At 54.8% G+C, this 25,544-nt stretch carries 23 protein-coding genes; 7 read left to right on the top strand and 16 right to left on the bottom strand.

Going from position 1 to position 25,544, the window contains the following annotated elements:
- Positions 1-116: 116 nt before the first annotated feature.
- The 6 genes from Q1B13_RS15170 to Q1B13_RS15145 all read right to left on the bottom strand — a co-directional run bounded on the left by Q1B13_RS15170 (position 117) and on the right by Q1B13_RS15145 (position 5,487).
- Positions 117-1,520, bottom strand: a complete 1,404-nt coding sequence (locus Q1B13_RS15170; RefSeq protein WP_299081419.1) for an FAD-binding oxidoreductase — start codon at positions 1,518-1,520, stop codon at positions 117-119.
- 31 nt (positions 1,521-1,551) lie between these two features.
- Positions 1,552-1,938, bottom strand: coding sequence for a nuclear transport factor 2 family protein (locus Q1B13_RS15165; protein WP_299081422.1), 387 nt, complete (start codon positions 1,936-1,938; stop codon positions 1,552-1,554).
- A gap of 21 nt (positions 1,939-1,959) precedes the next feature.
- Positions 1,960-2,463 (bottom strand): universal stress protein, encoded by a 504-nt coding sequence (locus Q1B13_RS15160; protein ID WP_299081425.1) that lies wholly within the window; start codon positions 2,461-2,463, stop codon positions 1,960-1,962.
- Positions 2,464-2,494: 31 nt separating this feature from the next.
- Entirely contained in the window at positions 2,495-3,835 is a 1,341-nt protein-coding gene (locus tag Q1B13_RS15155) for a TRAP transporter large permease (protein WP_298936335.1), read from the bottom strand.
- Positions 3,835-4,401 carry a TRAP transporter small permease gene (locus Q1B13_RS15150; RefSeq protein WP_299081428.1) on the bottom strand — a complete coding sequence of 189 codons (567 nt, stop codon included), beginning with the start codon at positions 4,399-4,401 and terminating at the stop codon, positions 3,835-3,837. Before Q1B13_RS15150 ends, Q1B13_RS15155 begins: the two co-directional genes overlap by 1 nt.
- 69 nt (positions 4,402-4,470) lie before the next feature.
- Positions 4,471-5,487 carry a TRAP transporter substrate-binding protein gene (locus tag Q1B13_RS15145; protein WP_298936333.1) on the bottom strand — a complete coding sequence of 339 codons (1,017 nt, stop codon included), beginning with the start codon at positions 5,485-5,487 and terminating at the stop codon, positions 4,471-4,473.
- Between the two features lie 155 nt (positions 5,488-5,642).
- Here Q1B13_RS15145 and Q1B13_RS15140 point away from each other — a divergent pair, with 155 nt between their 5' ends.
- Positions 5,643-6,599, top strand: a complete 957-nt coding sequence (locus Q1B13_RS15140; RefSeq protein ID WP_299081431.1) for a LysR family transcriptional regulator — start codon at positions 5,643-5,645, stop codon at positions 6,597-6,599.
- Between the two features lie 149 nt (positions 6,600-6,748).
- On the opposite strand, the gene Q1B13_RS15135 is transcribed toward Q1B13_RS15140, so the two are convergent.
- The 5 genes from Q1B13_RS15135 to Q1B13_RS15115 all read right to left on the bottom strand — a co-directional run bounded on the left by Q1B13_RS15135 (position 6,749) and on the right by Q1B13_RS15115 (position 13,706).
- The gene (locus tag Q1B13_RS15135) at positions 6,749-9,541 is read right to left on the bottom strand and encodes a bifunctional aconitate hydratase 2/2-methylisocitrate dehydratase (RefSeq protein ID WP_299081434.1); all 2,793 of its coding nucleotides are present in this window, start codon (positions 9,539-9,541) and stop codon (positions 6,749-6,751) included.
- 149 nt (positions 9,542-9,690) lie between these two features.
- Complete coding sequence (locus Q1B13_RS15130; RefSeq protein ID WP_299081437.1) at positions 9,691-11,223, bottom strand: alkaline phosphatase family protein; 1,533 nt, start codon at positions 11,221-11,223, stop codon at positions 9,691-9,693.
- A gap of 71 nt (positions 11,224-11,294) precedes the next feature.
- Positions 11,295-13,130 carry a carbamoyltransferase gene (locus tag Q1B13_RS15125; RefSeq protein ID WP_299081440.1) on the bottom strand — a complete coding sequence of 612 codons (1,836 nt, stop codon included), beginning with the start codon at positions 13,128-13,130 and terminating at the stop codon, positions 11,295-11,297.
- A 4-nt stretch (positions 13,131-13,134) separates the two neighbouring features.
- Complete coding sequence (locus Q1B13_RS15120; RefSeq protein WP_298936327.1) at positions 13,135-13,284, bottom strand: DUF5989 family protein; 150 nt, start codon at positions 13,282-13,284, stop codon at positions 13,135-13,137.
- Between the two features lie 17 nt (positions 13,285-13,301).
- Positions 13,302-13,706 carry an SxtJ family membrane protein gene (locus Q1B13_RS15115; protein WP_298936326.1) on the bottom strand — a complete coding sequence of 135 codons (405 nt, stop codon included), beginning with the start codon at positions 13,704-13,706 and terminating at the stop codon, positions 13,302-13,304.
- A gap of 207 nt (positions 13,707-13,913) precedes the next feature.
- Here Q1B13_RS15115 and Q1B13_RS15110 point away from each other — a divergent pair, with 207 nt between their 5' ends.
- The 4 genes from Q1B13_RS15110 to Q1B13_RS15095 are packed head-to-tail and all read left to right on the top strand — an operon-like array spanning position 13,914 to position 17,830.
- Positions 13,914-15,038 carry an MlaE family lipid ABC transporter permease subunit gene (locus tag Q1B13_RS15110; protein ID WP_299081443.1) on the top strand — a complete coding sequence of 375 codons (1,125 nt, stop codon included), beginning with the start codon at positions 13,914-13,916 and terminating at the stop codon, positions 15,036-15,038.
- A 1-nt stretch (position 15,039) separates the two neighbouring features.
- Positions 15,040-15,855, top strand: coding sequence for an ABC transporter ATP-binding protein (locus Q1B13_RS15105; protein WP_299081446.1), 816 nt, complete (start codon positions 15,040-15,042; stop codon positions 15,853-15,855).
- 5 nt (positions 15,856-15,860) lie between these two features.
- Positions 15,861-17,177, top strand: coding sequence for an MlaD family protein (locus Q1B13_RS15100; protein WP_299081449.1), 1,317 nt, complete (start codon positions 15,861-15,863; stop codon positions 17,175-17,177).
- Positions 17,174-17,830 carry an ABC-type transport auxiliary lipoprotein family protein gene (locus Q1B13_RS15095; protein ID WP_299081452.1) on the top strand — a complete coding sequence of 219 codons (657 nt, stop codon included), beginning with the start codon at positions 17,174-17,176 and terminating at the stop codon, positions 17,828-17,830. The genes Q1B13_RS15100 and Q1B13_RS15095 overlap by 4 nt, the downstream gene beginning before the upstream one ends.
- Before the next feature lie 32 nt (positions 17,831-17,862).
- On the opposite strand, the gene Q1B13_RS15090 is transcribed toward Q1B13_RS15095, so the two are convergent.
- The 3 genes from Q1B13_RS15090 to Q1B13_RS15080 are packed head-to-tail and all read right to left on the bottom strand — an operon-like array spanning position 17,863 to position 22,022.
- Positions 17,863-19,845 (bottom strand): VWA domain-containing protein, encoded by a 1,983-nt coding sequence (locus tag Q1B13_RS15090; protein WP_299081455.1) that lies wholly within the window; start codon positions 19,843-19,845, stop codon positions 17,863-17,865.
- Positions 19,842-20,381 (bottom strand): sigma-70 family RNA polymerase sigma factor, encoded by a 540-nt coding sequence (locus Q1B13_RS15085; protein WP_299081460.1) that lies wholly within the window; start codon positions 20,379-20,381, stop codon positions 19,842-19,844. The genes Q1B13_RS15090 and Q1B13_RS15085 overlap by 4 nt, the downstream gene beginning before the upstream one ends.
- Positions 20,382-20,441: 60 nt before the next feature.
- Positions 20,442-22,022 carry an FMN-binding glutamate synthase family protein gene (locus Q1B13_RS15080; RefSeq protein WP_299081463.1) on the bottom strand — a complete coding sequence of 527 codons (1,581 nt, stop codon included), beginning with the start codon at positions 22,020-22,022 and terminating at the stop codon, positions 20,442-20,444.
- 228 nt (positions 22,023-22,250) lie between these two features.
- Here Q1B13_RS15080 and Q1B13_RS15075 point away from each other — a divergent pair, with 228 nt between their 5' ends.
- Together Q1B13_RS15075 and crcB are read left to right on the top strand one after the other, a co-directional pair.
- Complete coding sequence (locus tag Q1B13_RS15075) at positions 22,251-22,664, top strand: CrcB family protein (RefSeq protein ID WP_299081466.1); 414 nt, start codon at positions 22,251-22,253, stop codon at positions 22,662-22,664.
- Positions 22,661-23,023: a fluoride efflux transporter CrcB gene (crcB, locus tag Q1B13_RS15070; RefSeq protein ID WP_299081469.1), complete on the top strand. Its 363-nt coding sequence runs from the start codon at positions 22,661-22,663 to the stop codon at positions 23,021-23,023. The genes Q1B13_RS15075 and crcB overlap by 4 nt, the downstream gene beginning before the upstream one ends.
- Here crcB and Q1B13_RS15065 read toward each other — a convergent pair.
- Positions 23,020-24,543, bottom strand: a complete 1,524-nt coding sequence (locus Q1B13_RS15065; protein ID WP_299081472.1) for a DHA2 family efflux MFS transporter permease subunit — start codon at positions 24,541-24,543, stop codon at positions 23,020-23,022. The two genes, crcB and Q1B13_RS15065, sit on opposite strands and share 4 nt — an antisense overlap.
- Positions 24,540-25,523, bottom strand: coding sequence for an HlyD family secretion protein (locus Q1B13_RS15060; RefSeq protein WP_299081475.1), 984 nt, complete (start codon positions 25,521-25,523; stop codon positions 24,540-24,542). The genes Q1B13_RS15065 and Q1B13_RS15060 overlap by 4 nt, the downstream gene beginning before the upstream one ends.
- Between the last annotated feature and the right edge of the window lie 21 nt (positions 25,524-25,544).

Below are 25,544 nucleotides of genomic sequence, written 5' to 3'. Positions count from 1 at the left end.
CCAATGATCCCAAACGCATGCTCAATCCCGTGCTTCTGCAAAACCTTAACAAAAGCCTCTTCCGTCGTCATCTTCATAAGGGTGTTTCCTTTTTCGATCGCGTAAGCGTTAGCGAATTAAATAATTTCATCTTTCAGGTAGTAGCCGACATAGGCCATCCTCTGGCCAAGCCTGCGAAACGGGGTCAGGAATCCGTGGCTTGGTAAGGGCGAAGTGAAGATAGGTAGCTCGAACGCTTTGTCTTTCTTCCCTGCTACCAGCTGCGCCATACGACGCCCGGCCTGAGCCGAGTACATCACGCCGTTTCCGCCATATCCCATTGCGTAGAACACGCTCTGATCCGGGTCTGGTTGGAAGATACGCGGCATCATATCATGGCTGACATCGACCCAACCCCACCAAGAGTAGTCAAGGTTGATGTCCTCCAAAGCCGGGAACTTCCGGGCCAGCCCTTTTTTTAGCATATCCAAGTGCTTTTCATTCTCCGCATCCCGACCTGTCACCGCACTGCGGCTTCCGATCTGCATCCGGTTGTCGGGCAACAAGCGATAGTAGTGCCGAAGCGTCCTGGTGTCGGTCAGAGGGGACTTTGTCTGAATCCCACATTCATCCAATTCGGACTGCGTCAGCGGTCGCGTTACCAATGAGTTGGAAAGGATCGGCATCAGGCGGTGCTTGGTACGCGAATTCAAACCCGGCGGGGTGTAACCAGCCGTCGCCAGCGCCACGCTTTTGGCTCGAACAGTACCGCCCGGCGTCCGCACGTGATGAACGCCGTCCTTGGTCTCCCACCCCATGACCGGGCTACCGGTGTGGATCCTGACCCCTAAGCGGCGCGCCATTTTGACATATCCAAAAGCAAGTTTTCCGGCGTGGATGCAAGTTCCATCCGGCTCCCACATAGCACCGACAGACTCCATGTCACGAACATGGTCCGCATGCAGTTCATCCCGCGGAATGATGCGTGAGCCATAGCCAAACACGTCGTTGAGCAGTTTGCTCTCTTTCTTCAGCGAAGGCATGACCTTTTCGCGGTGAGCGATGTAGTAGTGACCACCCGGTTGCGGATCGCAATCGATATCATCCGATGCGATCAGATCGTTAAACAGCTCAAAGGCTTCGGTGACCTCGGCATGCATGCCCTTGGCCACGTCTTGCCCCCAGCGTTCTATCCATTGTGACCGTTTGAGCCGCCCTGACGATATCTGAGCCTGACCACCGTTGCGGGTGGAGCAGCCCCAGGCCACGGTGTTCGCCTCAAGAACAACGGCTTTTATGCCGTGTTCCTTTGCCAGATGAATGGCGGTGGACAGGCCCGTATACCCCGAGCCCACCACAACGACATCCGCATCCATGTCAGTGGAAACGGGGCCATCATCAGCGGGCGGGGGGCCCGCTGTGCCGATCCAATAGGTCGGCGCATGATCACGATTGTGGCCCGGACCCGCATCCATGATCGGGTCATACTTTGGATCATAGCTGGCCTTTGGCCAATGCCGCGGGATGCTGCTGTCCACCATCTTCTTGTTCTCCGTAGCGCTGCGAGCAAGCTCAGGCTTTGAACATTGGGCGTGTTTTGCGAAGCGCCTGCTTCACGGTGATCTGACCGTCCCGTAAAGTGAACAGATCGGCACCTTCGGCTTCGACCCGCATGCCATTGGCATCGGTCCCCGAAAAGGTCCATTCCGACACGGCCCGGTCGCCATGCACAAAGTGGCTGTGATGGTCCCAATGGGCATCTTTCATCCCGGCCCAGACACCCGAAAACGCGGCGGCGATGGCCTCGGCGCCTTCAACCTTGTTGCCGTATTTTTTATCGCCAGCGACAGTGAAGAAAACACAATCATCCGCAAAATGGGTCATCACACTGTCAATGTCGTGACGGTTGAACGCGTCGAACGTGTCGGACAGGTCCTGCGCAGTGAGGGTATTGGTCATAGTCTTGTCTTTCGTGGTTTTTCAGTTGGATTTTTCATCGTCTCGGTACGGAACGACGAGTGTGGGGATATCTGCACGGCGCAATACACGCTTGGCGACAGTGCCGAGGAACGTATGCGAGAACCCGTGGTCATGGGCTCCCAAGACAATCAGATTGCATTTCAACTCATGCGCGCGCCGCAGGATCACTTCGGCGGGGTATCCGTCAATGATTTCAATTGTTTCGATCTGATCTTGGATACCGCGATCAGCTTCGGGTAAAGCAGCCCAGAACGCCTTTTGCCGCTCTGTCAGCACCGCCTTTACGTGGTCATGGCGCGCCTTTAAGGCTTCGGCACGCGAACCTGTATCCTGCATGAACATGCGTAGCGTAATCAACGCGTCGTCACTGAGGGGCTCGGAGACATGCAACACATGCAGCTTTGCCCCGGTTGACGCGGCCAGGCTGGCCGCGTGCATTAAGGCATAGGTGGAATTTCGCGACAGGTCAGTCGCGAAAAGGATCTGCGTAATTGTTTGTTTCATGGTTTCAGTTCCCTTTTCCGTTCGTTCACGCCTAGTAACCGAACACGCGCGGCAGCCAGAGCGAGATCTCGGGGAAGAACGCGATGATGAAGATCGCAATCGTGTTGATGAAGGCGAACGGTAGGGCGCGTAACGAAATCTCTTCGATCGAGATCTTCGATATCCCCGAAGCGATGAACAGGTTTTCACCCAGCGGAGGTGTTTGGAACCCGATGCCCAGCGTACAGACCATGACCACACCAAAGTGGATCGGATCGATGCCGACGCTATAAGCCACGGGCAACATCACCGGAACCAGGATCAGGATCGTGGCCAGCGTCTCCATGAACATACCGACAAACAGCAGGAACAGGATCACAAGTGTCCAGATCACATAGATGTTGTCAGTAAAGGACAACATACCCTGCGCGATCACGGCCGGAACCTGATTTTCAACCAGAAGTCGCCCGAACACCGTTGCAGTGAACATGATCAACAGAACCCGACCGGTCAGCCAAGTGGTAGTTTCCAGAGCACCGAACAGGCTGCTCCACGACAGCTCCCGATAGATGAACGCGCCTACGATCAGCGTGTAGAAGATCGCAACGATGGCGGCTTCGGTTGGTGTGAAATAGCCCGAATAGATCCCGCCCAGGATCACCACCGGTGCCATCAGCGCCCAGAAGCCGCGATACATCTCGCACCACATATGGCGTGGTGACCAGCCATCGGTGCTGCCAGTATAGTTGTTCTTTTTCGCGAGAACGTAGTTCATCAGCAGCAAACTGCCTGCGATCAGGAAGGCGGGCATAAACCCGGCAATGAAGAGTTTCGGGATCGAAACGGTCTGGAACTGGCCGAACTCTTCCACAGCTTCGGGTGGGGGCGGCATGCCCAATGCCGCGATGCCGAAAATGATCAGCGGGATGGAAGGCGGGATAACGATGCCAAGGCCACCTGATGAGGCGGTGATTGCCGATGCAAAACCCTTGGAATAGCCGCGATCAATCATGGCCGGGATCATCAACATGCCAACGGCGGCAGTCGTCGCCGGGCCGGAGCCAGAGATAGCGCCAAAAAACAAACACGCCATGACGGTTGCAGCCGACATACCGCCGGTGAACGGACCAGCGAAGCTTTCAGCGACGTTGATAAGCCGTCGCGACAGCCCCGATGCCTCCATCAGCGCACCCGCCAGAATGAACGCGGGCAACGCCATCAGTGGGAAGGACCCGACCGAGGTAAAGGCGATCTGCACGAATTTGATTGGGTTTTCACCCAGATAAAGGAAGGTGATCAGGGTCGAGACGCCAAGCGCCACAGTGATCGGAGCACCGATGAACAGCAGAAACAGGAATCCGCCAAACAGCAGTGGGATAATTTCTGCGCCCATTACTTATCTCCCTCAGAACTGGAACTGCCATGGCTATGGCTTTCGGCTTCGGCTTTGACAGCGTCGAGATCGATCGAGTCTGGATCGATCATCTCTTCATCCAGCACGAGTTTGCGATAGTTCACCTGGATCACCCGGATGGTCATCAGCGTGAAGGCGATGGGAAGGACGATATAGACCCAGCTCAGGTGGAACCCGAGAGTTTGCGACGACTGGAACTTGTTCATCTTGTTGAAGATGAAGTCGATTGCCAGATAGACGAAAACGACGTTGAAGAAGATCCAGAAGAGATCCGCGAAGGCCTCAATGTATTTAATCGCGCGGGGCGACAGGAACTTGAACTGAAATGTCACCCGGTTATGGGCGCCCATCTTTGCGGCATAACTGGCGCCAAAGAAGACAAACCAGACGAACATGTAGATCGACAGTTCTTCGACCCAGGAAAACGAGAATGCAAACAGCGTTCTCACGATAACCTGAAGAAACAACAGACAAACGAACATCGCCAACAATGTGCGGCAGATATAGCTTTCGATGTTGTCGACAAATCCCCAAAACTTCGACATCTGACCCTCCCTTTTTTGTAGGGGGCACCGTCAGGCACCCCCCCATTTCATTGACCTTTTGGCCTTAGCTTATTGCGAAACCGGTTCGCGGCCGATTTCAGCCAGCACGGCGTTGAGCTTTTCGACGCCACCGATGCTTTCATAGAACTTCGGCCACACGGCGGTGGTTGCAAGTTCGATGAATTCAGCTTCGTCGTTCTCAGGATCGACAATTTCCATGCCTTTTTCGATCAGGATCTCTTTGATCTCGGCCTCTTTCGCGCGCAGGAAGTCTGCAGAAGCCTGTGTTGCGGCCTTGCCAGCCTCAAGCACGATTTCCTGATCCTCGGGGGACAGTTCCTGGAACACCTGCTCGGAAATGATGAGCGGCTCGATCGAGAAGATGTAACGGATGTTGGTCACATACTTCTGAACTTCGTAGAACTTCATCGCGTTGATGGTGGTGTAAGGGTTGTCCTGACCGTCGACAACTTTGGTCTGGAGACCAGCGAAAGTTTCCGACCATGCCATTGGCGTCGGGCTGATACCCCAAGATTTATACGTGTCGATCATGATCTCGTTCTTGGGAACGCGAATGACCAGACCTTCAAGATCCGCTACCGACTTGACCGGCTTTTTCGAGTTGGTCAGGCGACGGAAACCGGTATAGGTCCAGGCGATGATGCGAACACCGGCGTCATTGATGGTGTTCTCGGTCAGTTCCTGACCAATCGGGCCCTGGGTCAGTTTCTCGGCGTCCTCAAGGCTGAGGATCACGTAAGGCAGGGTGAACACGCCAACGGTCGGCGAGAACGGAGTGATGTTGTTGATCGCCAGCAGCGACATATCAAGCGTGCCAATGGCCGCGTCGTTTACGGTATCCTGCTCGGAACCGAGCTGACCGTTCAGGAAAAGAGTTGCCGTATGATTGCCACCCGATAACTCTTCGAGTGCGGCTTTGAAGCCTAGTCCCGTTGCCTCCTGGCTTGAACCCCCGCTGTCGCCAACCGCGATCTTGAAGTTTTTGGCATCTGCTGCGCCGGCAACCATAAGCGCCGCGACGGATACCGCAGCGGTAAAGGCGCCAACCTTCTTGATGAATGACATGGATTTCCTCCCAGTTGTCAGATTTTGAGGTGCGCGCCGACCTTGGGGAGATGTGGCCAGTCCGATTCTGCCTCAGCAGATCAACACTAGCTTGCACAAAATGTTTCTTAGTTGTTAATCTTTGCGCAATAGGTTTCACAGATATCGAACTTAAAATGAATCGCGATACGCTTGCCACGCGAATAGGCGACACGGACATCCGGTTGCTTAGGATATTCAGAACCGTCGTGGAAAGCGGCGGGCTGACGGCGGCCGAGATCGAACTAAACATCGGTAAATCGACTATTTCAAAGCATATCTCGGACCTTGAGTTGCGGTTGAAACTGAAGCTTTGCAATCGCGGTCCGGCCGGGTTTTCCCTGACGGAAGACGGAGAACAGGTATTGGCTGCGGCAGAGGAGTTGTTGATCGCCGTATCGCATTTCCGAACCGAGGTTAACGAGATAAAAGAACAACTTGCAGGAACTATCCGTGTTTCGCTGTTCGATCAATGTGCCTCAAACCCCGAGTCTCAACTTGCCTCGGCGATCCACAATTTCAACGAGGCTGCCCCCGCGGTTCAGATTGAATTGTCACTTGAACCCCCGAACGTGATCGAGAAAATGGTCATTTCAGGCCAGCTGGATTTGGGTATCATTGCGTTGCACCGACCGTCAACGAGCCTTAATTACGTTCCACTCTATGGCGAAGACATGTTTCTTTATTGCGGGGTAGATCATCCGTTATTCGCGACCCCAGACGCCCAACTCAGCACCAGTGACCTGCGCCGATACAACTATGCCGGTGTAAGCGTGAATTCGCCAAATCTGATCGTAGGCCAACAACTTGGGTTCAAGCGCGCAGCAAAAGTCCAGAACGAACAAGCCCTGGCCATCCTCATTCTGTCGGGCCGTTATATCGGATTCTTGCCGGACCATTTGGCCCAGGGGTTTGTCGGTCGTGGGTTAATGAGGAAGATTTTGCCAGAAGAAACCCAGTATCGCACACGATTTGCTGCGGTTACACGAAAGCAGCCCGCCCCTACTCGTGTCACCAAACTGTTCCTTGATGCATTGAAGAGCGCGCATTTGCGAAAAGAACCAACTGTCGTTTCAAGCTTTGCGGAACGCTAACTGGATTTGGTTGTTTTTGGGCAGTCACCAACACTTAGATACCGGGGCTCCAAATGGGGATGGAGGCGCCCAACGACATCAACGTGTGCCCGGCTTCCATCACGGATACCGAGCACGGGTATTTGGGGATAGGGCGTTACCCCTGCGCTTTAGAAATGCACCGACTTTGCAGCAGCAGTTTTTTCCATTGGCGGTGCAAATTTCGTCAGGTCGATACCTTCTACGGCAGATTTGTACTCTTCAATTTTCGGAGTTCGGCCAAGGATCGCTGAAAGGACTACAACCGGCGTAGAAGCCAGCAGGGATTCGCCCTTCTTCACACTTGAATCCTCGACAACACGACCCTGGAACAGGCGCGTGGACGTTGCCAACACCGTGTCACCCTTGGCCGCCTTTTCCTGGTTGCCCATGCACAGGTTACAGCCAGGGCGTTCGAGATACAAAATGTTCTCGTATTCGGTGCGGGCAGCGCCTTTAGGGAACAAATCATCAAACTCGAAGCCCGAGTATTTTTGCAGGATGCTCCAGTCGCCTTCCTCTTTCAGCTCATCAACGATGTTGTAAGTCGGCGCGGCAACAACCAATGGCGCCTTGAATTCAACTTTGCCGTTCTTCTTTTCTAAGTTTCTAAGCATTTGTGAAACAATGACCAGATCGCCCTTGTGGACCATACACGAACCCACAAAACCCAGATCGACCTTTTTCTCACCTTGATAGTAGGACACCGGCCGGATTGTGTCGTGGGTATATCGCTTGGACACATCCGCGTTGTTCACATCCGGGTCCGCGATCATTGGCTCGTCAATTTCGTTCAGGTCAACGACCAGTTCGGCAAAGTATCTGGCGTTGTCATCCGGCGTCAAAGCGGGTTTCTCGCCCGATTGTATCTCAGCGATGCGCGTGTTTGCCTTGTTGATCAATCCCTGAAGGGTGCCAGCGGCATTATCCATGCCTTTATCGATCATGATCTGAATGCGATTTTTCGCGATCTCAAGCGACTCAATCAGTGTTTCGTCCTGAGAAATACAGATCGAGGCTTTGGCCTTCATCTCGGCGGTCCAGTCGGTGAACGTAAATGCCTGATCCGCCAGCAAAGTCCCTATATGAACCTCGATAATCCGGCCCTGAAAGACGTTGTCACCAAATTTCCTAAGCATTTGCGCCTGGGTTGCGTGAACCACGTCGCGGAAGTCCATGTGGTCGGCCATTTGGCCATTGAAGGTCACCTTGACGGATTCAGGGATTGGCATCGTCGCTTCGCCCGTGGCCAATGCCAGAGCAACTGTTCCGGAATCCGCGCCAAATGCAACACCTTTGGACATGCGCGTATGGGAGTCTCCGCCAATAATGATGGCCCAGTCATCCACCGTAATGTCATTCAGAACCTTGTGAATCACGTCCGTCATCGCATGGTATTCGCCCTTGGGATCCCGTGCTGTGATCAGGCCGAATTTGTTCATGAACGACATCAGCTTAGGGATATTCGCCTGCGCCTTGGAATCCCAAACCGAAGCCGTATGGCACCCGGATTGATACGCACCGTCAACGATTGGGGAAATGACCGTTGCCGCCATGGACTCCAGCTCTTGCGACGTCATCAGGCCTGTCGTATCCTGAGATCCGACGATATTGACGCTGACGCGGGCATCCGATCCAGCGTGCAGAACCTTGCCATCGGTGACGCCAACCGCGTTCTTGTTGAAAATCTTCTCAACAGCCGTCAAGCCCTGCCCCTCGTGCGAGATTTCTCTGGACGGCGCAAAGGCTGACTTCAGCTCAATACCCAAAGTCTCTGCTGCAAGTGTCTGAAGCTTTTTGCCAAACACAATCGCATAGGATCCGCCCGCCTTGATGAACTCGACCTTCTGCGGCGAGAATGACGAGGACACGTCAACCAGTTCTTCATCACCGGCCGCGTTGCACAGCGTTTTGTCTTTTGTGTTGATGGTCAGAACCGTCCCGGTGTCGACCGAATAGGTCTGTTCGAGAATTGGGTTGCCATCATTGTTCAGGATCGGGTTGCCGTCGGAATCCACTTTCTTGACCCAGTTTTTGAGATCAATACCGATCCCGCCGGTCACGCCAACCGTCGTCAGGAAAATCGGTGAAATACCGTTTGTTCCGGCGACAATCGGGGCAATGTTGACGAAAGGCACGTAAGGGCTGGCCTGTTTTCCCGTCCAAAGTGCCACGTTGTTCACACCGGACATGCGCGAGGACCCAACGCCCATAGTGCCCTTCTCGGCGACCAACATGACACACTTGTCCGGATGCTGTCTTTGAAGCTCCTGAATTTCAGCCTGAGCTTCGTGTGAAATCAAACATTTACCATGCAATTCACGATCCGAGCGTGAATGGGCCTGATTGCCCGGCGACAACAAGTCGGTCGAGATATCACCTTCGGCCGCGACGTAAGTGACGACCTTGATCTCATCTTCTATTTCAGGAAGCTTGGTGAAGAATTCAGCCTGCGCATAACTTTCCAGAATACTCTTGGCAGTTTGATTTCCTGCCTCGAAAGCCGCCCTGAGCCGATCGGTGTCAGCGTCATATAGAAAGACTTGGGTTTTCAGAACATCTGCGGCTTGCTCGGCGATCGAAGGGTTATCACCCAATGCCAGATCAAGAAGAACTTCGACCGAAGGGCCCCCTTTCATATGTGACAACAGCTCGAACGCAAAAGGCTGAGGAATCCCTTGAACGTCGGCCTCGCCAAGAATGATCTCTTTGAGAAATCTGGCCTTTTCTCCTGCTGCGCTGGTTGTGCCCGGCAGGGTGTTGTAGATGAAATGGTCCAACGACTCGGCTTTGTGCGTGTTTCCAGCGTCTCTGATTTGACCAATGATCTCTTGTGTCAGCGCGCCATCTTCGATTGGCTTGGGGTTGAGCCCTTGTGCCTTGCGGGTTTCGATCTCGTTCAGGTAATCTGTGTAAAGGCTCATGGCTGCTTCCGGCGAATTCGATTGGGCACCAAGCGGTTAAACGCCCGGCGAGTAACATTGTATGCGGCGGTATACTAAATAAACCTGAGTTGCAAGATCGACGCCACACTACTTTTTGACGAGCTGAAGACCTGCCGTTGTGAATGACGTCAGTACCGAGGCTGGACTTTTGGGCCGTTGGGCGTGATCGAGTGCAGCGACAATGTATGATCCATGTTGCGCATCCGATGTCTTAGCATCTGCCGCCCAAGACGGGCGAGATCGTCGGCAAATTCGGCGTTTGCGGCTACATTCTCGAACTCTCCCCGGCCCTGATGATCAAACAGGATCGGTGGCAGGTCGGCCGCGAACTCAACCAGCGTAAACCGCTCGTCCCGCAAAATAGAAAGACAAGACTCGCTGTTGCTGGTTCCCAATTGCCGTTGCCATTGGGTCGGGTTTTCAGGTTCAGAAAAATCAAGCTCGCTGAACGAGTAGTTGCGCCAATTCTCGGGCATTTCGCCATACAACAAGGGAAGCAAAGACCGGCCATCCATCGCATTGGGTGCTTTTTGACCAACCCAATCCAGAATTGTGGGCGTCACATCAATCGACTCGGTTGGGACCGTGACCGTTGATCCTGCTCGCGCTTGATTGCCGGGATCACGGATGATCAAGGGCGTATGATATGCAGCGTCATAGGCCGTCATTTTGCCCCAGCTATGGCGATCCCCCAACATCTCTCCATGGTCGGCGGTGATGACAACCAGTGTATCATCGTATTGACCGCTCTGTTTCAGATACTCAACCACGCGCCCAACATGGTGATCGACCTCTGTCGCCAGGCCCATGTAGATGGCCCTCAATGTGCAGATGCTCTCATCCGTTGGCTCAACTTCATCGAACCCGTGCACAAATCGCATTGGGGTGTAAGCGTCGAGAGTTGGCCCGAAGAACGGATGCAATCCCTTTTCGTCGGCAATAGTGGCAAGGCGTTGGGGCACAGGAATGCCCGCCGGATCATACATGTCGTTGTACGGTGCCGGGGCCACCAAGGGCGGATGCGGGCGAATGTAAGTAAGGTGGGCAAACCAGTTCTTGCCTCGATGCGGTGCGATACCATCCAGAAACGCATCGGTCAGAAAAGCTGTATCACTGTCTTCCGCCCGATAAAGAGCGGGATCATTCAGCTTTGGCTTACGTCCATCCGCCGAAACGGGCTTATAAACATCCCAATAAGTGTCAAACTGATAGCCCTTTTTCATCAAATGCGATTGCCAGGAAAAAGACTGCTCAAGGCGCATTTCAACAACCTCATGGAACCCATCCATGCACTGCTCATAGGATTTCAGTATCGGATCATTGGGATCATGCACCCGAGGATCTGCCGATGTGTCGGTATAGCCAAACAGCATCGGCAGATATCCGGCCTTGCGCATTTCAGTCGCAATGTTCGGTGTATCGTGTCGCAACGGCGTTCCGTTGCGCACGGACCGATGGTTCATCGCATATTGCCCAGTCAAAAGTGACACGCGCGATGGTCCACAGGGATTAGTGACCGAGTAGTGACGCGCAAATGTCACCGCGTCGTCCATAAAAGCCCGCAGGTTAGGCAGATCAACGTGCTCGGCCAACGCTCCGGACAGGCAATCGGCCCGGAGCTGATCGATGATAACGAACAAGACATTTCCAGCCTGACCCATACCACGGACCCCTATTCCGCACCCTTTTTCAGATACGGACTTTGTCGTGGTTCAATCGGTCATGCAACTGGTTAGTCCAGCTCGTATTTGGTCTCGTAGTTCTCCCGAAGGGCCGGATCCTGTTCTTCCTTGCGCAGCAAGCAATTCCCGATGGACAGCACTTCGATATCCGTGCCCATGAAACACCGGAACGCATCGGTTGGCGTACACACGATCGGTTCACCCCGCACGTTAAACGATGTGTTGACCACCAGTGAACAGCCGGTCAGATCCTTAAACTTCGAGATCAGCGCGTGATAGGCCGGATTAGTCTCTTTGTGCACGGTCTGGATGCGGGCGGAATAGTCGACATGGGTCACTGCCGGAATGTCGGACCGTTTTACATTTAGCTTATCAATGCCAAACAGAGCGTTTTCCTCATCCGTCATCTTGCGCCGGATGCGATCCTGAACGTCGGCAACGATCAGCATGTAGGGGCTGTCCCCATCCAGTTCGAACCAGTCAGACACATCTTCGCTTAGAACGGATGGTGCGAATGGCCTGAAACTCTCACGGTACTTGACCTTGAGGTTGAGGGTCTTTTGCATCGACTCGGATCTTGGATCGCCCAGGATCGAGCGGGCACCCAAGGCACGAGGACCAAACTCCATACGCCCCTGGAACCAGCCAACCGCTTTGCCATCTGCCAACGCCTGTGCGGTTTGATCGACCAGCTCTCCGTTCGCATAGGTGGAGAATTTTGCACCCGCTTGGATCAGTTCCTTGGCAATTGCATCATCCTCATACAGTGGGCCAAGATAAGACCCCTGCATTTGATCGCCAGAAGGCACTTCACGCGGTTGTTGCATCTCTTGATGCCAGGCGGCATAGGCAGCGCCCAATGCACCACCTGCATCGCCGGCGGCGGGCTGTACCCAAACATTGTCGAAGGCACCGTCGCGGAGGATTTTGCCGTTGGCGACGCAGTTCAAGGCCACCCCACCTGCCATACACAGATTGCGTATGCCATGCTCGCGCGCCAGATCACGGGTGATGCGCAGCATGATTTCCTCGGTCACGGCCTGCACCGAAGCCGCAATGTCCATATGGAATTGCGACAACTGTTCCGTTTCAGGCTTGCGCACAGGATGGCCAAACAAGTCTTCCAACGCCTTGTTGGTCATCGTCAGACCGGCAGTGTAGTTGAAATACTTCTGGTTCAGACGGAACGAACCGTCCTCTTTCAGGTCCACCAGATGTTCTAGGATAAGGTCCTTGTATTGCGGCACCCCATAAGGAGCCAAACCCATGACCTTGTATTCACCGGAATTGACCTTGAAGCCTGTGTAATAGGTGAAAGCCGAATAGAGCAGACCCAGTGAATGCGGGAAGTGCAATTCCTTGACCATAGTTAGGTCATTGCCGCGCCCGATACCCACAGTTGTTGTTGCCCATTCCCCGACACCGTCGACTGTCAGCACGATGGCCTCTTCAAACGGAGAGGGATAGAATGCGCTGGCCGCATGGCTGACGTGGTGTTCTGTGAACAGAATTTTTTCGACCGAGAAATCCGGGTCGATCCTACGCAGCTGTTTGTTCAGCAGATCCTTGAGAAACAACTTCTCTCTCAACCAGACCGGCATCGCCATTCGGAACGAGTTAAAACCACGCGGTGCTACTGCGATATAGGTTTCGATCAGGCGTTCGAACTTCAGAAACGGTTTGTCATAAAAGACAACATTGTCCACATCGGCAAGGGTAACTCCTGATTCGGCCAACACATATTCGATGGCCTTTTCAGGAAAACCCGGGTCGTGTTTGCGACGGGTAAAGCGTTCTTCCTGCGCGGCGGCAATGATCTTGCCGTCGCACAGCAAAGCTGCTGCGCTGTCATGATACAGCGCTGATATGCCTAAAATATAAGTCATAGGATCAGAACAGCGTATAGATGAACGGCGCAATCGCCGAACCTTGGCTAAGTACAATCAGACCGCCAAACAAACCCAACACAATCAGGATGGGCAACAGCCAAAACTTTTTTCTGACCCTCATAAATGACCAGAGCTCGGAAACGAATGACACGCCTGGTTCTCCCTTCTTTAAAACTGCTGTTTCATGCTGCCGGGCTGATCCGTGCGATCAACCCAATAGCTTTTTGCTGAACTGTCTAGTTTTTCAGACAAAAGATCTTTGCCAAACAGGCGTACGACGACGCCGAAAGGCACAAATGTGGTTATAAAAACAAGGAACATCACGACTGGTGCAACGATGGCGCCCAGCAACATACCAAACTTGAACCACAGCCGGTTGGGCTTGGTCAGCGTTTTCGGGGCAATAAAGGTCAAAGCCAGAATAATCGCAGCTATGACCAGCGGAATCCAGCGCACTGTACCACCGCCCCACAGCGGCCACAGGGCAATGATCAGGAAGACTACAGTGAAGACGATCCCAAAGCCCCGCTCGGACCCGATTTCGACATCAACATTTGCTTGATGGTCAGACATGAAACACAACCGAATAACAAAAACACAATAACAGGGCCAAAGATAACATCGCCACCCAGCGACACAAGGGAATAGATCACAGAGCGCGCTGGAAAATCGTTAATTTCTGTCGCCCGGTGTCGCACGAACGCCATTCTGAGCACTCAATTCCAGATTGGGTGGCACAAACCCGTTGCAGCCCATGTGCGTTTCACTTCACATATGGCCATGACGCCGCCTAACATAACATCCGAGCAAGACAGCGACGGCACGTTGGTACGGATTGCAGGTGACATGCTAACGCAATCACTGGAAACCGTTGAAAACGACTTTGCCGCAATCCGTCCTTCTGATGGCCCGGTGACGCTGGATTTGACAGACGTCGAAGCATTGGACACCGGCGGTGCATGGTTGGTCGCTGATCTGGCCGGGCGATTCACGTCCAAAGGTGCGACACTTCAGTTCAAGGGGGTTCAGCCAGCCCATGCAGCCCTGATCGATACTGTCTCTCACAATATCCCCGATGACCCTGGCAAGCTGCCACAACCACGTGATTTCACGGATTGGGTCGAACATATTGGGCAAGGTACTTACGGGACCTGGCAGGACACTCTGTCCATATTGGGGTTCCTCGGGCTGACACTCGACCGGCTGGTGCGTACGCTTCTGCGACCTTGGCGCCTGCGTCGCGCCGCGTTGGTCACGCATATGGAAGAAACCGGATTCAAGGCCCTGCCCATTGTCGCGCTCATGGGGTTTCTGATTGGCGTCGTTCTGGCCTTTCAGGGCGCGACCCAGCTTAAACAGTTTGGCGCGGAGATTTTCGTAGTCGAGTTGATCTCAATCTCGATTCTGCGTGAACTTGGCATTCTGCTCACGGCAATTATTGTTGCGGGCCGGTCTGGTTCGGCCTTTACGGCCTCGATTGGCTCAATGAAAGTGCAGGAAGAGATTGATGCCATGCGCACATTGGGGCTGGACCCGATCGAAGTGCTGGTCATCCCCCGTGTGCTTGCCCTTTTGATCATGCTGCCAATTCTAGGATTTGTCGCTGACATGGCTGGCCTTTTTGGCGGCGCCTTGATGAGCTGGATTGATCTTGGCGTCAGCCCCGGCATGTTCGTGACTCGTCTGAAAGAAAACACCGATGTATGGCAACTGGCCGTTGGTCTGATCAAAGCGCCGTTTTTTGCCCTTGTCATAGGCGTCATAGCCTGCTGGCAGGCCATGCAGGTCAGGGGCTCGTCCCAGAGTGTTGGTCAGCGTACAACGGCGTCGGTGGTACAATCCATCTTTATGGTGATCGCAATCGATGCGCTTTTCTCGATCTTCTTTTCTCAGATCGGGGTCTGACATGGACGGCACGGTTCAACAGCAGGAAACGAAGTCAGACGCTCAACGTGATGCCGTGATCCGCGTCCGGGGCCTGCGAAATCAGTTCGGTCCGCAAGTGGTACATGACGATCTGAACCTCGATGTTTGGCGGGGCGAGGTTTTGGGCATTGTCGGCGGTTCGGGCACTGGTAAGTCCGTTCTGTTGCGCACGATTGTAGGGCTGAACAAACCTGCGGCAGGCAGTATAGAGGTTCTGGGGGTAGACGTTCTAAACGGGCCGGAAGAAGACCGACGTCGGATCGAACGGCATTGGGGTGTTGCCTTTCAGGACGGCGCGTTATTCTCCTCATTGACGGTTCTGCAAAACGTCATGGCTCCCCTGCGCGAACACACCGGCATCAGCGAAAGCCTGATGGAGGCGCTTGGAGCGCTCAAAATCAGCCTCGTTGGCTTGCCACAATTAAGCTGCAGCAAGTTTCCGTCCGAACTGTCGGGCGGCATGCGTAAACGTGCCGCTTTGGCGCGCGCGCTGGCTTTGGACCCGGAAATTGTGTTCTTGGACGAACCTACGGCCGGCTTGGACCCGATTGGTGCCGCCGCCTATGATGACCTGATTGGCGAATTGCAGCAGGCGCTTGGACTGACGGTTTTTATGGTAACTCACGATCTGGACAGTCTTTACGCCATCTGTGACCGTATCGCAGTGCTTGCAGAAAAACGCGTGCTGGTCGAAGGTCCGATAGAAGACATGACCAAGGTCGACCATCCTTGGGTGAAAGAGTACTTCACAGGCCCCCGTGCCCGCGCGGCACAACAGAAGGGGCAGGACAGGTAGAGGCGATGGAAACCCGAGCAAACTATATTCTGATCGGAGCGTTCACCCTTGCGGGGATTCTGGGCGCGTTCGGCTTTTTCCTGTGGCTCGCCAAATTCGAGGTTACCCGCCAATACGCTTACTATGATGTGTTGTTCGACAATGTCTCTGGCTTGTCGGCCGCCGGAGGCGTTAACTACAACGGCCTACCGGTCGGGCAGGTGATCTCGCTTAATCTGGACAACGACGACCCATCCAAAGTTCGGGTTCGGATCGAAGTGGATGCCGATATCCCCATCACCTCGGAGACAATAGCACAGCTACAGTCCCTTGGCGTCACAGGCGTCGGTTACGTCGAACTTACAGGAGGATCCGCAACCGCAGAGCGATTGGCACAGAACAGCGTGATCAAAAGCAAACGCAGCACGATCCAATCCTTGTTTGAAGGTGCGCCAAAAGTTCTGGACGAGGCGGTAACTTTACTGGAAAGCCTTAACAAGGTGGTTGATGACAAGAACCGCGAAGCCGTCAGCAGCATTCTGGACAACCTATCCTCTGCCACCGGAAAACTGGATAAAACGCTGACCAGCTTCGAGTCGGTGGCTAGCGATGTTGGCCAGGTCGCCAAAGATATCGGTGAGTTTTCAAAGCGCTTGGATCCGTTGATCGACACAGCGGAAACAACACTAAAAACAGGTACAGATACTCTCAAGTCTGTTAAAACGGCGTCGGATTCAGCCAAGCTGGCCCTCGATGAGGCAAAGACCACTTTAACGACGGCGGACCGGGTCCTTCAGGAAGACATCCGGCCCTTTATCGAACGTGGCTCGCAGCTGGCTGAACGCCTGACACGCCTATCGGACGAAGGCAGTGTGACGCTGGAGGTTGTCACCGAAACCGTGCTGAACGCAAACAAGACGCTGGGGTCGATCACCTCGGCGATGGACACGGCGAAGAGCACGCTTACATCGGCCGAACGCGCATTCGACTCGGCAAACCGGGTGATGGATGAAAACGTGGCCCCGGTCGCGGAAGACATCCGCAAGGCGGCAAATCAGGTCACAGAAACCGTGTCAAACATCACGGACAAGATCGACAAGATTTCAGACGACATTCTCAGCGCCTCAAATTCCGCGTCGGAGTTGCTGGGAACAATTGATGGCATTGTCCAGACCAACCGCCGACAGGTATCAGATTTTCTACGTGTTGGCCTGCCGCAATTCGTACGGTTTGTCGAAGAATCTCAGCGGCTGGTCATCAGCCTTGATCGTCTTGTAGACAAGATCGAACGTGACCCAGCACGTTTCCTTCTGGGCACCCAAGCATCGGAGTTTCGTCAATGATTAGGCCTTTTGTTCTGACCCTGATGATAGCGACGCTTGGTGGATGCGCGGGTTTGGGAACACTGCAGCAAGCCGCCAAACCCAATGATCTTTATCTGTTGACGCCCAAAAGCACCTTTTCTTCGTCGCTGCCGAAAGTGCAAAAACAGATTGTGGTCCAAGAACCAACCGCAACAGCTGCGGTGAACACGGATCAGATTGCAGTTCAGCCGACCCCACTGCAGGTGCAGTATTTGCCTCGCGCCCGTTGGGTTGACCGGGCTCCGCTCATCGTTCAGGCGCTGATGGTTGAAAGCTACGAAAACTCTGGCAAAGTGGCCGCCGTCGGGCGCTCGACCGTTGGACTGCGCGCGGACTACGTCATAGTGCCCGACCTGCGCGAGTTTCAGGGCGTTGTGGTTTCCGAGACTGAAGAGTCAAAAACCGTACGTGTTGAAGTGCGTATGAACATTAAGATCGTCGACGAGTTTGAAGACAAAATCATCGCATCAAGCTCGTTTCAGGAAAACGTGGTGTCAGAAAGTGACGCGACCCCGGATCTGGTCAATGCCTTCGACGTTGCGTTGGGAAGAACCATGCGAGATGCCGTGGAATGGAGCGTTCGCAAGATCAATTCTCATGCAGCCAACAACCCACGTGCATCCGTAAACTGAGTGTGCAGCGGGTCACCGACCCGCCACCCGTTTTAACGGGAAAGGGCTTCGGCCAGACGCATCAGTGTGATGGCCTCGGCCCGGTATCCAAACGGATCCTCACCCTTGGCCGTATTCGCCAGTGCTATTGCATCTTCGTACGACCAGTCACCCAGATAGCTACCCCCGCGCAGCAGCTGGCCGAACCCGGCAATCGCATACGAAAATTTGACGTCATCATTCGCCGGGGCCTGAGCAGGCAAGATCGGTTGTTGGATCAACTGGCTATCTCCAGCTCCGGGTGTCTTGTAGCGCAGCTTAAAGTATCCGATCTCATCAGACCCCGATGGTTCCGGATCCGAGGCGTATCGCAAAGAGCTATTGCGAATGGCATCTGACCCAACCGGAGTGACCTCATAAATGGCGGTCACACTGTGACCCGCGCCAATATCGCCCGCATCGACCTGATCATTCGAGAAATCCTCGCGTCGCAGGGCGCGGGTTTCATACCCGATCAAACGGTATTCGGCGATCTGTGCCGGGTTAAATTCCACTTGAATCTTCACGTCGTTGGCAATTGGGAACAACGCACCTGTCAACTGGTCCACCAGCACCTTGCGTGCCTCATTAAGCGTGTCGACATAGGCCGCCTGCCCGTTTCCGTTCTGGGCCAGCGCCTGCATCGTCGCGTCATCCAGATTGCCCCGACCAAAGCCCAGAACGCTTAGAAACGTGTCGCTGTCGCGTTTGTTTGCGATGAAGTTCTTCAACGCATCTGGGTCGGACAGACCAACGTTGAAATCCCCATCCGTGGCAAGGACCACGCGCGTAACATCGCCTTCCTCAGCCATGCCTTCAGCCACCTGATAGGCTTGCTGCAACCCTGCCTGCCCGGCGGTCGACCCGCCTGCTTCCAGCTGCTCAAGTGCGTTCAGGATCTTCGTGCGCTCAGAAGCTGCCGTTGGTTCAAGGACCTGCCCGGCGCTGCCTGCATAGGTTACGATAGACACCTGATCCTCTGGCCGCAGTTCGGACAGCAGCAGGCGGAAAGATTGCTTGAGCAACGGCAGTTTGTTGGCGTCCTGCATGGACCCGGATGTATCAATCAGGAACACAAGGTTGAGCGGTGGACGATCTTCGATCTCAGGCAATGCGCCCTGAATTCCGATATGGACAAGCTGTGTACCTTCATTCCAAGGCGTCGGAGACACGGTGATCGTTGACCGGAAGGGCGTGTCTCGATCAGGAGCGGGATAGGCGTACGGGAAATAGTTCACCATTTCTTCCACCCGCACTGCATCCTTGGGTGGCAGATAACCGTTCATCAGCGAAGACCGGACAATCGAGTAAGACGCGGTATCAACGTCGATCGAGAAGGTCGAAACCGGCTCGTCAGCAGTGATTTTCAGCGAGTTTGTGTCAGAGTTGGAAAAGGATTCCGTATTTGGGTTTGATACAAATCGGTCATCCTCAGGCAAGGGTGCGATCGACGTCGAGGTTTCGGTCCCATTCAGGGCACCTCCGGCGATGCCGAAACGGCCGGCATCCTTCGAAAACTGAACGCCAGGGGATGGCGTTGCAGTGGGTGCAATGGCGGGCTCTGTTTCGGTCACCGGCTGAGTTTCAGCAACCGACTCTTCTGCGCTTTCACCGAGCAGGCTGGCTAAAACGTCGGCTTCATCATCCGTCTTTGAAGTTTCCGGTTTTGGCAACGCGCCCCGGCTTTCGGTCCACGTGGTTGGATCAACCACATAGTCCCGCGTCTGCGGCACGATCATAACCAAAGCCACGGCTGCGATTGCAGTGGTTGCGGTCAACACACCGCGATGTGAGAGGGTATTCAACATGGATTTTGCTCCTTCTGTCATGCGGAGCATCAAGCCTCGCTTAACAGTGGGACGCATCCCGGCACGCGATCCTTGGGCACGCATAAAATTTTCCTGTGCCAATTCCAGATTTTCTGCACGGCGACGGGCATCGGGTGCTGGCGTCGCTGCATCCATCAAAGCTTTCAGATCGTCAAATTCGTCAGTCATTGCGCCAGCTCCTCTTGTCGCATGGCTCGCAAGCGTTTGCGTATCTCGGACATCCGCCACGACACTGTTCCTTCCGAGATGCCCAGAATGTCTGCCGCGTCCGCATGGGTCATTTCTTCGTCGAGTGTCAGGGCCAACGTGTCTTGCAGTTCGTCAGGCAAGGACCGCATTGCATGGTGTAACCAGTCCATTGCCTCGGCCGTTTCTGCTGCCTCGGCCCGGCGCAGGCGTTCGACGTCCCCCCACCCGGCGGCGGCACGGTCATGGCTGGCATGGCGGCGGCGGGCGTCTTCTGCGGCGTTGACGACGACGCGATAAAGCCAGGTGGTGAATCTCGCCTGAGCTCGGAACCCGGCGATTTTAGCCGGGAGCGCTGCGCAAATGTCCTGCGTCAGATCCTCGGCCCGCTCCGCGCGCCCGGTCAACCGGAACGCCAGGCGAAACACCCGGTCGTAATGCCGCGCCAAAAGCGTGGCAAACGCATCCGTATCGCCACCAGCAGCCGCCAAGGCCAGATCTTCGTCCGAAGTTTTCATCCGCATCACGTTTGTAAGACGGATGGAAAAGGTCAATCCTTGGCGATGTCAGAAAAATATTTAAAAACGTTCGGCAGAGGCGCGTTTCCAATCCGCTGCGAACTCCTCAGGGACCACATCGGTCAACAATGCCCCATCCTCGATGAACGAATAAAGCTCGGCATAAGAACGTTCGCGTTCATCTGCCGTGCGCCGTCGAATATCACCCGGTTGAAGGTCCGAAACTTTCGCTTTTCCCATCGCGCCCAACAGCTCTCGGAAGCTTTCCAGCGTGGCGTCATGAAAACGATGCACCCGCTGGCGCTTTTGCGGCACATTCACGGCGCGACCCCGGATTGGATCTTGGGTTGCCACACCTGACGGGCAGCGGTTTGTGTTGCAATGCAAAGCCTGAATGCAGCCCACCGCAAACATCATGGCGCGCGCCGCGTTGCACATATCGGCCCCCAGCGCGCATTTTTCGATCATGTCATACCCGGTGGCAACCTTGCCGGAACAGATGATCCGGATCTTGTCGCGCAGGGCAACGCCTCGCAGGCTGTTGTTTACAAAAATCAGCGCCTCGTTCAGCGGCATCCCCAGCCGATTGGTAAATTCAACCGGGGCAGCGCCCGTGCCACCTTCAGCCCCATCAACGGTGATGAAATCGGGCAGGATACCTGTCTCGAGCATGGCCTTACAGATCGCCAGAAACTCGGACCGGTTGCCGATGCAGAGTTTGAACCCGATGGGCTTGCCACCGGACATCTCTCGCAAATGCTGGACAAAGTTCATGAGACCCGTTGGGCCGTCAAAGGCTGAGTGTATGGGTGGCGAGATGACGTCCTGATGCTCTGGCACGCCTCGGATTTCGGCAATTTCCTTGTCGACCTTCGCGGCAGGCAATACACCACCATGTGAGGGCTTTGCACCTTGCGACAGCTTGATCTCGATCGCCTTAACCACATCCTTCTTGGCCTTTTCGGCAAAGGCATCTTTGTCAAAACCACCCTCGGGTGTACGGCAGCCAAAATAGCCGGTCCCGATCTGCCAGATAATGTCCCCACCCTCGGCTAGATGATGCGGCGACAACCCACCCTCACCCGTGTTGTGGGCAAACCCCCCATCTTTGGCTCCGCCATTCAGGGCGCGGATGGCATTTGCGCTCAGTGCTCCAAAGCTCATCGCCGAAACGTTCAGGCGCGATGCGCTGTACGGCTTGTCGCATTGCGGCCCGCCCAGCGTGACGCGTTCTTCGCTTTTCGGGACGTCCTTTGGTGCCATCGAGTGGCTGGCGCGGTGATACCCGACGGTCATGATGTCGTATTGAGTGCCGAAGGCTTGTGTATCCACCTGGCCTTTGGCACGCGAATAGACCAGACCGCGGATGATACGGTTATAAGGTCGACCGCTTTCGTTGGTTTCCACGAAGTATTGACGGATCTCCGGGCTGACAAATTCAAGCATATAGCGGAAATGCCCCAGAACCGGATAATTGTTCAGGACGTTGTGTTTGGTGGTTAGCATGTCGTAAAGGCCAACCACGGCATACGGCACAAGGAAAAGCAGCAACCAATGGGCAGGAGGCCAGTAAAACCCCCAAATTGCCACCAGTGGCAGACACACATAACTCAGAAAATAATAGAGCCTGCGTATAATCATTCCTGAACTCCCTGGGTGGCGCCTAAAAGGCGTGGCCTTAATAGACTGGAGATGCTGAACTCACAGCAACAAATCCAACGTGGAACAGTTATGCGTTGAATTGCAAGCGTTTGGTAAAGCCGGTTGCCCTTTCGGGTGTGGCAGAAAACGGGTTATCTGGCTCAGCAGCTGTTGATCCGATCCCGGGCAATCTGTATGCGGAACAGATCACGGAACGAGGCCACACGCTTGGCAAAGACTGAACCCCCAGCAGCGACCAACGGCCGGACCCTGATGTTTCTGGCCGTCTTTGCCGGGGGCGCGCTCGGGTCCTTGCTCCGCGAGGCGTTTTCGTTAGAAATCCCCGGGGCATCGTTTCTGACCGCAACTTTTGGCATCAATGTTGCTGCGTGTTTCATTCTGGGCTGGCTGTACTCAATACGCCATCGGGTCCATGCCCATGTTCTGCATTTGGGTGCGGTGGGGTTTTGCGGGGGGTTGTCGACATTCTCTTCCTTCGTGGCCGAGCTTGAAAGACTGGCAACCACCAACATCTGGACGATCCCTGCCGCCGCAGGGCTGGAGATTTTCTTTGGCCTTGCTGCCGCTATTTTAGGCGAGGCTCTGGGGCGACGCTTTTGTTCAGAAAGCCGTCCTGGATGACAGACCTGTTTCTTCACGCAATGTTTGGTTTGGGCGGTGGCCTGGGCGCAGTATTGCGGCATTGGCTGGCTTTGCGGATCAGTCATGATCTGCCGTTGTCTACCCTAATCGTTAATGTGCTTGGCAGCCTGCTTCTGGGCCTTTGGATTGGCTATCTGGGTGGACCGGTCTCGATGGGCGAAGAAGAAAAACGGCTGGTCTTTGGATTTTGCGGTGGCTTCACGACGTTCTCCAGCTTTGCTTACCAATCCCTTGAGCTGCGCCGGGAACGCACGATTGCACTGGCCGCAGGAAACATCCTGATCAGTTTGATCCTGTGTTGGCTTGCGCTGTGGTTAGGCCTTGTCATAATGCGCTAATGGGCATGCACCGTAGGCTGGGTGCCCGGTTTCGATGCGCGGCAGAAGAAGAGTAGGGGTATCGTAGCAAATGCCAACAGACCCAGATTGTTGAACACTGTCAGATACGAAATAAGCTCTGCCTGACGCGCAATTTCCTGGCCCAGGATTGCAGCGCCCTCGGCGCTATCGGGGGTCAGACCCAGGGGCTGCAGATAGGCCTGAGCCGCCGGGTTGTAGGGTGTCACATTCTGGCTCAGTACCGCGGTATTGGTTTGCAAGCCCCGGACCACCCATGTGCCGACCAAGGATATCCCGATTGACGATCCCAGCTGACGGGTGACATTGAACAAACCCGAAGCTTCATCCTGCCGGGTTTGGCTGATGCTCTCGAACGCCAGTATCGACATTGGCACAAACACCAAACCCATGCCCAGCCCGCTGACTGCCCCCGGCCAGGCAAGTTGCCAAAACCCTGCATTCATGTTGAGCGCGCCCAGCATGAAGTTCCCGAGGGCTGTTAACAGCAACCCGACACCAGCCAAGACGCGTGGGTCAAACCGGGTGACCAGAACAGCACCAGTCAGAACCATCGAAAGCCCCGCTGCTATACCGCGGGGAATGAACAGATGGCCCGAGACGATAACAGGGTAGTCCAAAAGGTTTTGCACAAAGGTCGGCAAGATGGCGATGCCGCCAAACAGAGAGATAGCAAAACCGGCAATGATCAGGTTGCACAACGCAAAGTTGCGATCGGCGAAGAGGCGAAGGTCTACGACCGAAGTCTTGGCCGTCAGGCCGTGGGCAATGAAACCCAAGGCACCGAGAACCGATGCAATCGCTGTGACTTGGATAACCCGCGACGATAGCCAATCCTTGGTCTCTCCCTGGTCGAGAACGAACTGCAGGCAGCCAATGCCAAGCGCCAGCAGCGCCAAACCCTTCCAATCGATCTTAATCTCTTCGGTTTCGTCATCCGGGAGCTCTCCGGCCAGTAGAAGCAATGCCATCGCTGCGACGGGTAGATTGACGAAAAACACCATCCGCCATGTGAAATACTCAGTCAGGATCGCACCCACGGTCGGCCCGAGCACCGGGGCCACGACAACTCCGAGACCAAACACCGCCATGGCCTGGCCGCGTTTCTCGCGCGGGAAGGCGTCAAACAGGATGGATTGCGACAGAGGGATCAGGAAGGCACCAAACATGCCTTGCGCCAGCCTGAACACCACAATGGTCTCAAGACTCCAGGACAGGCCACACATGATCGACATCACTGCAAACCCGGTGACCGCTGTCAGGATCAAACGACGTCGTCCAACGCGCCGTGCCACAAAACCGGTCAGCGGCATCACAACGACGGCCGAGACGATATAGCTGGTTAAGATCCATGTTGCCTGATCAGACGTCGCACCAAAAGCCGCCTGAATATGCGGCAACGCCACATTAACGATCGTGCTGTCCAATACTTCGAGCACGGCGCTGAGCACGACGGCCACCACGATCACCTTATTGATGGCGCTGGTCGCGGACGGCGTCATTTTCTGTCCGAAGACCCCGTTGTGTCGACAATAACCTTGCTGCTGCCGCCAACACGCAATGTGGCTTCGGTCGGATCAAGATCGATCCTCACTGGGAAGCGCCGGGTTACTTTGACCCAGTTTCCACTGGAATTCTCGGATGGCAGCAGGGAAAAGGTGTCGCCCGATCCCCTACCGATGGATGCGACTTTGCCGGTCAGAGCCACGCCCGGCAACATGTCGACGTGCACCGTCACGGGTTGACCGGGACGAATACGGGGCAGCGAGGTTTCCTTGAAATTGGCATCCACCCACCAATCCGTTGATTCAACGATCGAAAACTGAGGCGCGTTGGCAGACACGGATGATCCGGGGCGCAGACTCAGATTGGCAATCCAACCATCAGCTGTTGCAAACACCTTGGTCCATGCCTGGTTGGCTTTGGCGATCTCAAGCTGCGCTTGCGAAGACAGTATGCCATCCTGCTTCGCCGCCAAGCCGCTCTGTAATGCCAACAGACTGGATTGGCTGGTGGTCAACCGCGCCGACGCCTGCGCAAATGCCGAAGTTGTCTGATCCAGCGAGGCTTGTGCCAAGTCTCCGCTGGCGTGCAACGCCTTGGCGCGTTCCAGGCTTTTATCTGCCGTCTCATATGCGGATTGCGCACTTGCGACCGATGCCTCGGCGGCTGTGATTTGCGTTGAATAGGATTTGGCCTGTTGTACCGAACTGTCCAGATCCGCCTTGGCCTGATCCACTGACGCCTTGAATTGCGTGTCATCTATCGAGAACAAGAGATCACCAGTCTTGATCGGCTGGTTTTCGACGACATGCACCTCTGCCACCTGCCCCGTCACCTGTGCCGCCACATAAATGATATTGGCACCGATATATGCGTCTTTGGTCGACGGGTATCTTTCGTCGTAACGCCAATACAGCACCAGCCCAACGGTGATGGCACCCAGCATGACAACAACAGCAACAGATTTGAGGGATTTCAAGCGCGCTTCCTTCCGTCTCAT

Source organism: uncultured Ruegeria sp., assembly GCF_947489545.1.
Taxonomy (GTDB): Bacteria; Pseudomonadota; Alphaproteobacteria; order Rhodobacterales; family Rhodobacteraceae; genus Ruegeria.
This window is presented reverse-complemented; position numbering and strand designations above follow the sequence as displayed.